The sequence below is a fragment of the Allobosea sp. 47.2.35 genome, assembly GCF_024655635.1.
Lineage (GTDB): Bacteria > Pseudomonadota > Alphaproteobacteria > Rhizobiales > Beijerinckiaceae > Allobosea.
In genome coordinates, this window is record NZ_JANLGI010000003.1 from 182,525 (window position 1) to 195,174 (window position 12,650).

General features: G+C 66.3%; 14 protein-coding genes. 6 read left to right on the plus strand and 8 right to left on the minus strand.

The annotated features are described in order from the left end of the window. Positions 1-109: 109 nt before the first annotated feature. The 4 genes from NUV79_RS05965 to yidD form a co-directional block, all read right to left on the minus strand. Positions 110-727, minus strand: a complete 618-nt coding sequence (locus NUV79_RS05965; RefSeq protein WP_257732148.1) for a GDYXXLXY domain-containing protein — start codon at positions 725-727, stop codon at positions 110-112. Beyond that, complete coding sequence (locus tag NUV79_RS05970) at positions 727-2,016, minus strand: DUF2157 domain-containing protein (protein ID WP_257732149.1); 1,290 nt, start codon at positions 2,014-2,016, stop codon at positions 727-729. The genes NUV79_RS05965 and NUV79_RS05970 overlap by 1 nt, the downstream gene beginning before the upstream one ends. A gap of 204 nt (positions 2,017-2,220) precedes the next feature. Next, the gene (gene thrS, locus NUV79_RS05975; RefSeq protein WP_257732150.1) at positions 2,221-4,218 is read right to left on the minus strand and encodes a threonine--tRNA ligase; all 1,998 of its coding nucleotides are present in this window, start codon (positions 4,216-4,218) and stop codon (positions 2,221-2,223) included. A gap of 51 nt (positions 4,219-4,269) precedes the next feature. Further along, positions 4,270-4,623, minus strand: coding sequence for a membrane protein insertion efficiency factor YidD (gene yidD, locus NUV79_RS05980; protein ID WP_257732345.1), 354 nt, complete (start codon positions 4,621-4,623; stop codon positions 4,270-4,272). A gap of 110 nt (positions 4,624-4,733) precedes the next feature. Here yidD and NUV79_RS05985 point away from each other — a divergent pair, with 110 nt between their 5' ends. Then, entirely contained in the window at positions 4,734-5,480 is a 747-nt protein-coding gene (locus NUV79_RS05985; protein WP_257732151.1) for a phosphatase PAP2 family protein, read from the plus strand. A gap of 7 nt (positions 5,481-5,487) precedes the next feature. Here the strand turns inward: NUV79_RS05985 and NUV79_RS05990 are convergent, their stop codons facing one another. Further along, positions 5,488-5,934 carry an iron-sulfur cluster assembly scaffold protein gene (locus NUV79_RS05990; RefSeq protein WP_257732152.1) on the minus strand — a complete coding sequence of 149 codons (447 nt, stop codon included), beginning with the start codon at positions 5,932-5,934 and terminating at the stop codon, positions 5,488-5,490. 298 nt (positions 5,935-6,232) lie between these two features. Between NUV79_RS05990 and folE the strand changes: the two genes are divergently transcribed. From folE to NUV79_RS06005, 3 genes are all read left to right on the plus strand, one after another. After that, positions 6,233-6,877 (plus strand): GTP cyclohydrolase I FolE, encoded by a 645-nt coding sequence (folE, locus tag NUV79_RS05995; RefSeq protein ID WP_257732153.1) that lies wholly within the window; start codon positions 6,233-6,235, stop codon positions 6,875-6,877. 67 nt (positions 6,878-6,944) lie between these two features. Further along, positions 6,945-7,352 carry a phosphoribosyl-AMP cyclohydrolase gene (gene hisI / locus NUV79_RS06000; RefSeq protein WP_257732154.1) on the plus strand — a complete coding sequence of 136 codons (408 nt, stop codon included), beginning with the start codon at positions 6,945-6,947 and terminating at the stop codon, positions 7,350-7,352. A gap of 146 nt (positions 7,353-7,498) precedes the next feature. Further along, positions 7,499-8,533 carry a patatin-like phospholipase family protein gene (locus NUV79_RS06005; protein ID WP_374678889.1) on the plus strand — a complete coding sequence of 345 codons (1,035 nt, stop codon included), beginning with the start codon at positions 7,499-7,501 and terminating at the stop codon, positions 8,531-8,533. 25 nt (positions 8,534-8,558) lie between these two features. Here the strand turns inward: NUV79_RS06005 and NUV79_RS06010 are convergent, their stop codons facing one another. Further along, positions 8,559-8,990, minus strand: coding sequence for a CBS domain-containing protein (locus NUV79_RS06010; protein WP_257732156.1), 432 nt, complete (start codon positions 8,988-8,990; stop codon positions 8,559-8,561). Positions 8,991-9,186: 196 nt separating this feature from the next. Further along, complete coding sequence (locus tag NUV79_RS06015; RefSeq protein ID WP_257732157.1) at positions 9,187-9,999, minus strand: rhomboid family intramembrane serine protease; 813 nt, start codon at positions 9,997-9,999, stop codon at positions 9,187-9,189. A gap of 411 nt (positions 10,000-10,410) precedes the next feature. Here NUV79_RS06015 and NUV79_RS06020 point away from each other — a divergent pair, with 411 nt between their 5' ends. Both NUV79_RS06020 and NUV79_RS06025 read left to right on the plus strand, forming a co-directional pair. Further along, positions 10,411-10,980, plus strand: coding sequence for a PAS domain-containing protein (locus NUV79_RS06020; protein ID WP_257732158.1), 570 nt, complete (start codon positions 10,411-10,413; stop codon positions 10,978-10,980). A 61-nt stretch (positions 10,981-11,041) separates the two neighbouring features. Beyond that, complete coding sequence (locus NUV79_RS06025) at positions 11,042-11,656, plus strand: PilZ domain-containing protein (RefSeq protein ID WP_257732159.1); 615 nt, start codon at positions 11,042-11,044, stop codon at positions 11,654-11,656. A 36-nt stretch (positions 11,657-11,692) separates the two neighbouring features. Here NUV79_RS06025 and NUV79_RS06030 read toward each other — a convergent pair whose 3' ends face one another. Beyond that, positions 11,693-12,337 carry a glutathione S-transferase family protein gene (locus tag NUV79_RS06030; RefSeq protein ID WP_257732160.1) on the minus strand — a complete coding sequence of 215 codons (645 nt, stop codon included), beginning with the start codon at positions 12,335-12,337 and terminating at the stop codon, positions 11,693-11,695. Positions 12,338-12,650 lie beyond the last annotated feature (313 nt).

The window sequence follows — 12,650 nt, forward strand, 5'->3', positions numbered from 1 at the left end:
GCGCGTGTGGCGGATCATCAGCGGCTTTGCGGCAGGGGTGAGACGAAGCAGCGCCGACACGGCAATGTGATGCCGCGCCGTTCGGACCAGGCTGTTCAGCGGGCTGATTTCAGTAGGGCGGTTCGGCGTAGACCGGCTTGCCGTCGATCAGCAGGCGCTTGATCGCGGCCTCGCCCGACGAAGAGACGGCGGCCACCACCTCGATCCGGGCCTTGTCGGTGGTCTCGATCGCCTTGCCCTCGCCTTGCGGCACGAAATAGCTTTCGAGCCCATAGGCGATGCGCAGGCGGTTGCGCTGGCCGCTGCAATCGAAGGCGCCGTCCGCATTTGTGGCGCAGGCCGAGGTCGCGGTGACGCGCCCGGCGATCACGACGACACCGTCACCGGCCTTGCGCCACTCACGCGAAACGCCGGTCGCCTTGGCAAAACCCTGCTCGTCCCGGCCGAGACTGACATAGACCTGCTCGCCGCGCTGGAAGCCCGGCTGGCTGGTCGCACCGGTCTCGACCGTGCTGATCGGATAGGCGAGGATGACATAATCCCCGCGGAAGAGATCGCGCGGATCGACGGGCACGCTCCGCAGCCGGATCTCGGTGCCGCCGCGCAGGATGCGCGCCCTTTGCTCGACCAGCGTAAGCAGGACGAGCCCAAGCAGCAGCGCGGTCGCCAGCGCGCGCCAAACCAGCGGCACCTTGGCGACGAGGCTATCGGCCGAAAGCGCGCGCATCAGGCGGCTTCCTTCTCAGGCGGGTTGAGCCGGGCGAAGAGCCGCCGCGCGCCGGAGGCGATCGCCAGCAGGGCCGCGCCCGCGACGAGGAAGAACAGCGACTGGTCGAGCAGCGTGCCGATCGTCTGCCAGAGCAGGATCAGGATCGCGACGCCGAACAGCACCGAACCCGCGAGCACCAATCGCCGGATACCGCCGACCGACCCGGCCACCACCAGCGCCGTAGCAGTCAGCAGCACGAGGCTCGCGACGATGATCTTGCCGGCCATGGCGGTGACGATGCCGGTCCAGAACACGACCGGCACCAGCAAGGCGAAGGCAAGCCCTGCCGCCAGCGGCCACGCAAAACGCCGCTCGCGAGCGAGCCCTGCCAAGGCGGCGACGACCGGTAGAGCAACGGCATAGGCCATGAAGACGAAGCGGAAGGCGTGACCTGCCCGCGCCTCGTCCCGGTCGAGGATGCGGATCAGCTCCGTGTTCAGCACCAGCACCAGCCCGAGGAGCCCCCAGGGCAGGCAGGCGGTCAGCACCGAAGGCAAGCCCCGGTCAAGCGCCACTGCGCCCAGCGCCACATAGAACGCGGCAAGCGCCAGCCCATAGGCCAGGAGCCCGTAGTCGAACTGGTCGAACAGCCCATAGCCCGGCGCCATGGCGAGCCAGGCGGCAGCTGCAAGCACGACGAGGTGATGGACCAGCCGGTTGTCGCGCGACAGCGAAAGCCACAGAGCCGGTAGATAGAGGATGAAGAAGCCGAGATGGGCGCCGCCGCGCGCCTCCTCCCAGCGCCCGCCGCTCCAGGCGCAGATCGCGATCAGCGCGATCGCCAGCGCGCCGTTCGAGCGCATCAGGACGGCGGCGATCAGGCCGCCGAGCGCGACCAGCACGGCTCCGCCCGGCCAATCCGCCGGCAGATGATACATCTGCCCGACCAGTGCCAAGCCCGCGCCGAAGATCAGCACGCCGCAGGTCACGGCGGCATCGGCGCCACGCGGCGAGCCCTGCCGCTCCAGCCGGAAGGCATAGGCAATGCAGATCGCGATGGCAGCCAGGATCATGCCGAGCTTGATGAGGCGTGGGATATCTTCCCAGCCCGCCGCGACGAAGGCCGCGACGCTCGCCGCGATCAAGAGGCCGCCGAGCAGGCCGATCACGGCCGGCAGGCGGATGCCGCCCTGCTCGCGCGCGACCGAGCGCCGGATCGCGCCGGCATTCTCGGCCGTGAGCCAGCCCTCAGTGACCCAGCGGGGAAGATCGGCTTCGAGCCGCTTGCGATAGGAGCCTGTCAGCATTGCCGGCAATCTGCCATGGCGAGGGCTGGATTCGCTAGGGGTGCGCAAACTCCGTTGTCATTCCGGGGCTTCGCGCAGCGAAGAACCCGGAACCCACGACTGGGCGCCACATCTAACGCCCTTTTGCAGACGGCTCACCCAGTCGTGGGTTCCGGGTTCGCGCCTGTGACGCGCCCCGGAATGACAACTGTGTGGTGCCGCTGGTTACGCCGCCTTCACGGCCTTCCGGCGCGCGAGGTCAGGCGCCAGCGCCTCCTGGCCGAGCGCCGCGAGCGCCTCGTCGAGCGTCATCACCGTCTGCGCCTGGCTGCCGAGGCGGCGGACCGTCACGGTCCTCTCCTCGGCTTCGCGCTTGCCGACAGCGAGGATGACCGGGACCTTGGCCAACGAGTGCTCGCGCACCTTGTACGAGATCTTCTCGTTGCGCAGGTCGGCGCGCGCCCTGAGGCCGGCGCCCATCAGGGCCATCGTCACATCCTCGGCATAGGCATCGGCTTCCGAGGTGATCGGGCAGACCACGATCTGCTCGGGCGCCAGCCAGAGCGGGAAATGCCCTGCATGGTGCTCGATCAGGATGCCGGTGAAGCGCTCCAGCGAGCCGCAGATGGCGCGGTGGACCATGACCGGCTGCTTCTTCTCGCCATCGGCGCCGATATAGAAGGCACCGAACCGCTCCGGCAGGTTGAAGTCGACCTGCGTCGTGCCGCATTGCCAGTCGCGGCCGATGGCGTCGCGCAGCACATACTCGAATTTCGGCCCGTAGAAGGCGCCCTCGCCCGGATTGATCTCGGTCTTGATCCGGTTGCCAGACTGCTTGGCGATCCGCTCCAGAACGCCGGTCATCACCTCCTCGGCATGGTCCCAGACCGCGTCGGAGCCGACGCGCTTCTCGGGCCGTGTCGAGAGCTTGATGACGAGCTCCTCGGTGAAGCCGAAATCCTCGTAGACCGAGAGGATCAGGTCGTTGATCTTCAGGCACTCGGCCGCGAGCTGCTCTTCCGTGCAGAAGATATGCGCGTCGTCCTGCGTGAAGCCGCGCACGCGCATCAGCCCATGTAGCGCACCCGAGGGCTCGTAGCGGTGGACATTGCCGAATTCGGCAAGCCGGATCGGCAGATCGCGATAGCTCTTCAGACCGTGCTTGAAGATCTGGACATGACCTGGGCAGTTCATCGGCTTGAGCGCGAAGACGCGATGGTCGCGCTCGGCATCGGCCGGGTTCTCGAAGGCCGAGGCCGACTTCACTGCGAACATGTTGTCCTGGTACCAGCCCCAGTGGCCGGAGGTCTCCCAGAGTGACTTGTCGAGGATCTGCGGCGCATTCACCTCCTCGTAGTCGGCGGCGAGGCGCCGGCGCATATAGGCGATGATCTCCTGGAACAGGCGCCAGCCTTTGGAGTGCCAGAACACGACGCCCGGCCCCTCCTCCTGGAAATGGAACAGGTCCATCTCCCGGCCGAGCTTGCGGTGGTCGCGCTTCTCCGCCTCCTCGAGCTGCTTGAGATAGGCGTCGAGCTCGTCCTGCTTGGCGAAGGCCGTGCCGTAGATCCGGGTCAGCATCGCGTTGTTCGAGTCGCCGCGCCAATAGGCGCCGGCCGTCTTCATCAGCTTGAAGGCATTGCCGACCTTGCCGACCGAAGTCATGTGCGGGCCGCGGCAAAGATCGATCCAGTCGCCCTGCGCATACATCTTCAGCGTCTGGTCGACGGGGATCGCATCGACCAGCTCGACCTTGTAGGCCTCGCCCTTCGCGGCAAAGAAATCCTTGGCCTTGTCGCGGCTCCAGACCTCCTTGGTGAAGGGTTTGTCGCGCGCGATGATCTCGCGCATCTTCTTCTCGATCGCCGGGAAGTCTTCGGGCGTGAAGGGCTCGTTGCGGGCGAAATCGTAGAAGAACCCGTTCTCGATCACCGGGCCGATCGTCACCTGCGTGCCCGGAAAGAGCTCCTGCACGGCCTCGGCGAGGACGTGGGCGGTGTCGTGCCGGATCAGTTCGAGCGAACGCGGGTCTTCCCGGTTCAAAAGCTCGATCCTGGCGTCAGTGGTGATCGGGTCGGCGAGGTCGACGACGGTGCCGTCGAGCGCCATCGCGACGGTGCGCTTCAACAGGGAGGGAGAGATGCCCTTGGCGATCTCGACTCCGGTAATGCCGGAGGGGAATTCGCGCTTGGCGCCATCGGGAAATGTCAGGGAGATCGTCATGGATCGCTATCCTGCTCACTCGGGGATACAAGCCCCGTAAGACTAGGCCGGCTACGGATGTGGGGATTGCGTTCCGCCGCCCGTGGCCGGTTCGGCGTCGGAATCGAAAGCCGCCGGCACGTTCGTCCCGCGCCAGCGGCCATAGGACCATGGCCTATACCACCTCGCATCGGGCGGCAATGCCTCGCAGACGATGTCGACGCCGCTCGTGCCCCACGGGTTGCAGCGGCAGATTCGGGCGAAGCCGGCCCAGCCGCCGCGCCACAAGCCGAAGCGCAGGATCGCCTCGTCGGTATAGGCGGAGCAGCTCGGCCAATGCCGGCAATGCCGGCCGACCAGCATGGAAAGGCTCAGTTGATAGCCGCGAATGGCGAAATGTGCGGCTTTTCGCGGGAAAAGCGCGATGCTTCGCAGCAGCGAAAATCTTTGCTTAACAAAGAGACGCTGGAATAGATCGTCTGCTTCGTTTCGTTCAGCCACAACCAGAACCGCTTCCCTTGCTCGACACCGGAAACATGATGCGCGCCGCTCGCTTTCGCCAAGCCCTCGTTCGCAAGACCATTCTCGGTGCCGGCCTCGCTGTTGGCCTCGGTCTCGCCATGCCGGCCTCCGCCCAGCAGCGGCCTTACCTGCTCTGGCTCGACGGCGCCAAGCTCGACATCGCTCATATCATCGGCCTGCCGCCGGCGCAGAACAGCCCCGAGGGCAAGGCCGAGTTCGAGCAGGTCCAGCAGATCAGCGCGAACCGCACGCCAGAGCGCGAGAAGGCCGCCATTGCAGACCAGCGCCTCGCGCTGGTGAATTTCCTGAACGGCATGGACACCGGTTATGTCGACAACACTCATCGCGAGGTCCGGCTACTCTTCCGCGAGGCGCAGGTCGAGCTCGGCATCCTCCTGAAGAGCGTCCATCGCCTGACCAGCCGCCAGCGCCCGTTCCAGCTCTGGGCGAAGGTCCGCGTCAAGCCCTGCCCCGGTGCACGCCCGGAAGGCACCTCCTTCCCGTCGGGTCACGCGGCAACGGCAGCGCTCTATGCCGAACTGCTGAAGGCCGCGGCTCCCGAACTGTCCGACAAGCTGGAAGCGCGGGTGAAGAGCTATGGCGAGAGCCGCCTGATCTGCGGCTTCCACTATCCGAGCGATCTCGTCGCCGGCGACAAGGTCGGCCGCGCGGTCGCCAAGGCCCTGCTCGCCGACCGCGCCTTCAAGGCCCGCTTCGACGAGACCGTGCCGGAAATCCGCGTCGCCTTCGGCGTGAAGTGAGGCACCGCTAGACGGCAGCCTCGCGGCGCTTGGCCTCGATCTGGTCGATCGCATCGACCACCGCATCGAAGGTCAGCATCGTCGAGGCGTGGCGCGCCTTGAAGTCGCGCACCGGCACGAGCACCGCGAGATCGGCCCATTTGCCATCGGGCGGCGCGGCATTCTCCTTCAGGATGGCACGGGCCTGCTCGCGCACCTCCCGCAATTCATCGGCCGTCGAACCGACGACATGGCTCGCCATGATCGAGGATGAGGCCTGCCCGAGCGCACAGGCCTTCACCTCATGGCCGAAGCCGCTGACGACATCGCCCTTCATGGTGACATCGACTGTCACGGTCGAGCCGCATAGCTTCGAATGCGCGCGCGCCGTCGCATCGGGCGATGGCAAGCGCTGCAGCAGGGGAATGTTCGCGGCAAGCGAGAGGATGCGCTTGTTGTAGACGTCGTCCAGCATGGCCTGTTCCCGGAGCCCGTGCCGTTCGGATTGCAGCGCAATCTGATCCAACGACGCGTTCTCTAACGTATAGGCGGAGACGGATTCACCGATGAGGTTGACCAACCTGATCGGACCCGGATCCGGCCGGTCTGGAATGACCGGCACGCAGACCCAATATAGGGTTGATCGCCACGAAACGGGAGGGCATGGAAACCTCTTCCGCCGCGAGGCATCAAACTTGTCGCACCGGCCTCGCGAGCCGCAGCCTTTGAGGGGCAGCTCGCGAATCCTTCATCGTCCCAACGGGAGGCACCACATGATCCCTGTGGTTAAGTCCTTGTCCGTCGAGGGGGCCGTCGGCCCCTCCGCTGACAAGTTTCTGGTTCGCAAACCTACGCAGGAAGAGGCCGAGGCCGCTGTCCGCACGCTCCTGCTCTGGGCGGGCGACGACCCGTCGCGCGAGGGCCTGACGGATACGCCGCGGCGCGTCGCCAAGGCCTACAAGGAATTCTACAAAGGCTACGCTGAGGATCCGCACCATATCCTCGACCGCGTCTTCGAGGAGGTCGAGGGCTATCGCGACATGGTCCTCGTCCGCGACATCCCGTTCTATTCGCATTGCGAGCACCACATGGTGCCCTTCGTCGGCAAGGCGCATATCGGCTATTACCCCGCGAAGGGCGTGGTCGGCCTGTCGAAGCTCGCCCGCATCGTCGATGTCTATGCCCGCCGCCTGCAGACCCAGGAGACCATGACCGCCCAGATCGCCGACGTGATCGAGGAGGTGCTGGAGCCGCGCGGCATCGCCATCCTCGTCGAGGCCGAGCATATGTGCATGTCGATGCGCGGCGTGCAGAAGCAGGGCTCCTCGACGATGACGACGCAATATCGCGGCGTCTTTCGCGACGATCCGGCCGAGCAGATCCGCTTCTTCACGATGGTCAAGTCTCCTGGGCTTTGATCGCTCCGGTTGGCCGCGCCTTGTCGTTCCCCTACAAGGCGCGTGACCACCTATGCCCGGAGCCGAGATGAGCCTCTTCCCCACCGCGCCCGACAAGCACGCCCTCGAGGAGGGCACCGTGCTCAGCCCCCGCTTCGATGCCAACGGCCTCGTCACGGTCGTCGCGACGGAAGCCGATAGCGGCGCGGTCCTGATGGTCGCCCATATGAATGCCGAGGCGCTCATGCGCTCGATCGAGACCGGCGAGGCCTGGTACTGGTCGCGCTCGCGCCAGGAGCTCTGGCACAAGGGCGCGACCTCCGGTCAGGTCCAGACCATCGTCGAGATGCGGGTCGACTGCGACCAGGATGCGCTCTGGATCAAGGTGAAGGTCGCCGGTGACGGCGGCTGCTGCCACACCGGGCGCTGCTCCTGCTTCTACCGGGTCCAGCCGCTCCGGAACGAAGCCGGCAAGCCGCTGATCTCCTGCGATTGACCGCGCTGAGGCCGGCGCGCATCGGGGATGCAGCCGGCACGCCTTCACCAATCCGTCAAATACAGGCGATAATCGCCGAAGGCTGAGCCGTTCATCTTTCGCTCATCGGCTTCTGAGACCCTCTCATTCTACGGAGGGACGAGCCCATGCGGTGGGATGGTGTCGCGCGGCGAGCCTTTGGTCTCGGCGGAGGTGGTGCCGCAATGAACGATATGCGTCCTGTTGAGGGACAGCCCGCCTTGATCAGGCCGAAGATCGGTCTCGCGCTCGGCGGTGGCGCGGCACGCGGCTGGGCCCATATCGGCGCGCTCGAAGTGCTGATCGAGGCTGGTTTCGCCCCCGATGTCATCGCCGGAACCTCGATCGGCGCCGTGGTCGGTGGCTGCCTCGCCGCCGGCAAGCTGCCCGAACTCTCCGAATTCGCCACCAGCATGACCAAGCGCCGCATCGTCGGCCTGATGGATTTTCATATCGGCGGCGCCGGCCTGATTTCCGGCGGACGCCTGAAGCGCCTGCTCGAACAGCATCTCGACGGCATCCGGATCGAGGACCTGAACCACCGCTTCGTCGCGGTCGCGACCGAACTCGGCTTCGGGCATGAAATCTGGCTGACCCATGGTCCGCTCGTCGAGGCGCTGACCGCCTCCTACGCCCTGCCCGGCATCTTCGATCCCGTGAAACTCGGCGGCCGTTGGCTGATGGACGGCGCGCTGGTCAATCCAGTTCCGGTTACGGCGGCGCGCGCGCTCGGCGCCGATGTCGTGATCTGCGTCAACCTCAACAGCGACCTCACCGGCCGCGGCACGACGATCCAGGATCAGAGCTCGGATCCCGATCCGCTCGTGCCGGAATTGCGCATCCAGCCGGAACCGCGCTGGTATGACGGGATCAGCGGCGCCGCCAAGCGCGTCCGCAACATCGTCGGTCGCCCAACGGAGAACCGCCCCGGACTGGCCGGCGTGATGATCGACGCCTTCAACATCACACAGGATCGCATCTCGCGCTCGCGGCTGGCGGGCGATCCGCCCGACGTGATGATCGGCCCGAAGCTCGGCCGCATCGGCCTGTTCGATTTCCATCGTGCCGGTGAGACGATCGAACTCGGCCGTCAGGCGGCGCGCCGGTCCCTGGACGATATCGCCGCCTTGGTCGCCGCCAATCATATCGCGCCGGAGAGCTGACGCTCCCCGGCCGTTTCACGCATCCTCAGGCCATCGCGATGTAATCGCGCATCGCCTGGCTCTCGGCCTCGATCGCGGCGACCCGATGCTTCACCACATCGCCGATCGAGACGAGGCCGGTGACGCGGCCGTTCTCGACCACCGGAACATGGCGGAAGCGGCCGGTCGTCATGATCTCCATCAGTTCGTCGACGCTGGTCTGCGGCCGGCAGGTCACGACCTTCGAGGTCATCGAGCGCGAGACCGCGCTCTCCAGCGCGCCGGCTCCCAGCTCGCCGAGTGCCCGGATGATGTCGCGCTCGGACAGGATGCCCACCAGCGCCCCGTCCGCTCCCATGACGACGACGGCGCCGATGCGCTTCTCGCTCAGCGTGCGGATCGCCTCGGACAGCGTCCGATGCGGCTGCACCGAGATCACATCGTGCCCCTTGCCGCTCAGCAACTGCTCGACATTCATGGCCAGTCCCTCCTCGCAGGCGCGCCGTTGCCGGCGCGCGGTTTCGCTGGAACTTCGCGAGGGCCGGCAAGTCTCACGATGCCGGGCGGGCTCGGGAAGTGCTTCGCAATGAGGCGAGTGTGGGCGAAGACCTTGGCGCAGGCAAGGTTTCCGAAACGGTTCTAAAGAGCCTTGCGAAGGAAGGCAGCCGGCCGGGTCAGCGCCGCTGCTGCCCCCGGTCGAACAGCGGAAACAGCAGGAGCCCGACGACGAAGCCGCCGATATGGGCTTCCCAGGCGATGCTGGTCTCCTCGCCGAAAATCGGGACCAGTCCGGCCCCGAACAGGATGTTCGTCACGAACCAGATCGCGATGAACAAGAGCGCCCGCGAATTGCGCCAGAGTTGCCCGAGCGGCTCGGCCGGAATCGCCTGGACGACCGCGTCATTGCCGAGTTCTCCGAAGCGCAGGCCCGGCGCGAAGACGAAGCGGATCGCCGCCGCCGTCGCGCCCGAGATGCCGGCGGAAGCGCCGACCAGCGGCAACACGTCGAGGTCGCGCGACCACCAGTGCAGCAGCGCGCCACCGATCGTCGCCAGCGCCATCAGGTTGAGGAAACGCCCCGGCCCGAGCCGCCGTGCGACCGGGCTCCCGAAAGCCGCGAGCCAGACCGCGTTCGAGATCAGGTGCAGCCAGGAGCCGTGCAGCAGGCCATAGGTCAGGACCGTCCAGAGCCGAACGCCGCCATCGGCGAGCAGCAACCGGACGAGCTGGAGCCGCTCGACGACATCCTGCCCCGCGGTGAGCTGTGCCATCGCGCCGACGACGTCATCGATCCGCCCCGGCGAGAGCCAGAGCGTCAGGCGCGCCGGCACGAAGGCGAGCCAGGACATGAGCACGTAGTCGTCATAATCCGACAGCAGCGCTCGCCCGGCCTGGATCAGGACCAGGACGGCCAGCAGCCAGACCACGACGGAAGGCAGGTTGAAGACGGGCTCTCGTCCCGGCGGGGAAGGATGATGGGAAGCCATGCGGCCGTCACACTTGCCGAAGCGCCAGCAGGGCGCAAGCCGCGAGCCCTTGGCGAGGCACGAAAAAGGGGCGCGGCTCGCGCCGTCCCCTTTTTCGCCGGCTGTGGCGCCGCCCGGTCGTGCCGGGCGACGGGCTCACGCCCCCCTCCACCTCGTCCTGCGTACGCTGTCGGCGCCCGCGAATTCCGAAGGCGATTCATGCGCATTTTAGCGATCATCCACAATCGTAAGACTTGATTAACCCTAACGCCCCTGCCGCCTCCCCCGACTCAGTGCGGGGTGGCAAGACGGCACGGCGAATGCGTCAGCGCTCTTCCGAGAGATTGATTCGTCCTCCTTTCGAACGGTTCCGCGTCATCATTGGACGCTGGCCCGCTCCAGGGAGAGACAGACGGCGAATATGGGCACAGGATGAAGAACGCGAGCACAAAGCTGGTTTTCGACTATTGGGACACGCTGCGTGGCGATCGCGCGGCGCCCGAGCGCGGCGAGATCGAGCCCGGCGCCCTGCGGCATGCCCTGGCCGATACCTTCGTGCTCGAGAACGAGCCGATCGGCCCGGTCTTCCGCCTGGCCGGCACGCGGCTCTGCGCCCTGATCGGCCAGGAACTGCGCGGTCGCGCCTTCACGGCGCTCTGGCCCGATGTCGAGGCGCAGGGCGACATGCGCCGCCTCGTCCAGACCGTGATGGATGAGAGTGCCGGCGCGGTTGCCGGCCTGTCCGGCAAGTCGGTGACCGGCACGCCGATTTATCTCGAATTACTGCTGCTGCCGCTGCGCTATCGCGGCCGCACCCATGCCCGCGTGCTGGGTTCGCTGTCCCCTGCCCTGTCGCCGGACTGGCTCGGCCTCGACACCATCGAATCGATGCGAATGATCTCGCTTCGAATGCTTTGGCCCGCAGCAGCCGCGCGCCCCCCCGTCGCACCGCGCCGTGCCGAACCGCCCCGTCTCGTGGTATTACCGGGCGGGCGGGCCTGATCGGAACGATACGTTAACCGAACCCCGCCTAGGATTATCGAGGAATCTAGGTCGGTTATTGATGTTGAGCGCGCTCAAAACGCCCCGTGCGGCTGCCTTCCCTGCCGAGCGCAGGCGGCATTTCCGTATGAAGGTCGTGCTGCTGGGCCGCTACATGCTGCCGAACCGCATGGAATACCCATGCCAGACGATCGACATCTCGCCCGGCGGCGTCCATTTGGCGGCGCCGGCTAAGGCAAGGCCCGGCGAGCGCGTCATCGTCTATCTCGAGCATCTCGGCCGCATCGAGGGCAACTGCGTCCGCACCACGGCCGAAGGCTTCGCGATGACCATCACCGCGACCAGCCGCAAGCGTGAGAAATTCACGGCCCAGTTGACCTGGCTCGCCAATCGTGAGGAGCTCGGCCTGCCCGAGGATCGCCGCCACGAACGCATCGTGCCGCGCAACCCGCGCTCGACGCTGGTCATGGAGGATGGCGCCGAGCATATCGTGCGCGTCATCGACATCTCGCTCTCGGGCGCCGCCTTTTCCAGCGATCTCGACTTGCCGCTCAACACCCCGGTTCGGCTCGGCACCACGCCGGCCCGTGTCGTGCGTCGCTTCGACGGTGGCTATGCCGCCGAATTCCGCTTCCCGCTCTCGGCCGACCTGCTCGACGAGAACCTGGAGCTCTGAAGCCCGCCTCGCGGGCTTTCGGCGCCCTTCACAACGTCAGCTCGCGGAGCGCCGCCTGGCGTCCGCCGCCTCGAAGAGCGCGATCTGGTCGGCCTGGGCTTTCCTGAAGGCCGGCCGGCCCGTGATGCGGACGACATAGGCCTCGCTCGCCGGCCGGTCGCCGAAGGCGCGAACCTTCTCGACCCGCAGCACATCCGCCATCAGCAGATCCGCGACGGTGAAGCGGCCGGCCGCGAGCCATTCCCGTTCGCTCAGGACCTGTTCGAGCTGGCCGAGGCGCAGGCGCATCCAGTCCGTGAGCTGATTGTCCCGCGCGCCGGTGACGGTCAGGAACCACCAGGGCACGGACACCATCTCGATCGAGTTGAGCGCGGCCAGCGTCCATTGCAGCGTTTCAGCCTCACCCACCGGATCGATCGGCATCAGCGCCTCGCTCTTCCGCGCCAGATGCAGCAGCCCCGCCCCGCTCTCGAACAGCTTCACCGCGCCATCGTCCAGGAACGGAATCTGGCCGAAGGGCTGGCACGCGAGATGATTGGTCTCGCGCCCATCGAAGGGAATGGTGCGGACGCCGTAGGCGAGCCCCGCCTCCTCGCAGGCCCATCGCAGCCTGAGGTCGCGCACGAAGCCGCGCGGGCCTTCAGGGACCCAGTCATAGCTCCAGATCGTCAGTTCGCTCATCGCGGCAGGCCTCTCCGACACGCGCCTATCCCGAACAATCGCTGATCGCGGGTCGTCGTTCCATATCCCCGGCTGTCATCCGCCGGCAGCCGCGCTGGGAAAGGCAGGAAAACCGGACCCGGCTCCGTGCTTGCGCGCCATCGGCGCGTTAATGGCTGCGTAGGTTAATCAGGCCTTTCAGCATAACCAACAATTAATGGTTACCAATTGGTTTTATGATCGATGCAAATCGTTACTTCCGGCTTTGAACAAGGTTGATCCTGATTTTTACTTAGGCTCGGCGCAGCCCGAATACATAAATTTGTACGTTTCC